General features: G+C 41.9%; 1 protein-coding gene. It reads right to left on the bottom strand.

Annotated elements, in window-relative coordinates; genetic code table 11:
• Positions 1–365: ShlB/FhaC/HecB family hemolysin secretion/activation protein (locus tag FY049_RS22260; protein WP_446084440.1), on the bottom strand; the 365-nt coding region annotated here is incomplete at both ends.

The raw sequence follows: 365 nt of genomic DNA, 5'->3' as shown, positions 1-365 counted from the left end.
CCTCGATACCATGACCCACAAAGGTATCTAAATACACACCTTTAAAATAACTACGTGTACCAAATACGCTTCCCATCAGATGACGTTGTCCAGAATAACTATTCCGTCCATTGACCCATCCCTGATCGATAGCGGCATAAAACTGAGTCGCAGGAAGAGGAGAATTCCAACTTAACTCTTGTTGTAAATAGTGACCGTTATCACCTGACAGCATGACCTCACCATCAAAGCCTCGAACGCTGTAACGCCCAGAAATATAAAAACGGTCTTGAGGAACTAAAATTTTGGGTGCAAATTGCCCACGCCAATTTAGACGGTACTGAACAGGATGATTTAAAATTCTAAAAGGTTGGGAATAACGAACA

This window comes from Acinetobacter sp. 1125_18A, from assembly GCF_052824985.1.
Note: the sequence above shows the minus strand (reverse complement) of the source record. Positions and strands in the feature narration are given on the sequence as shown.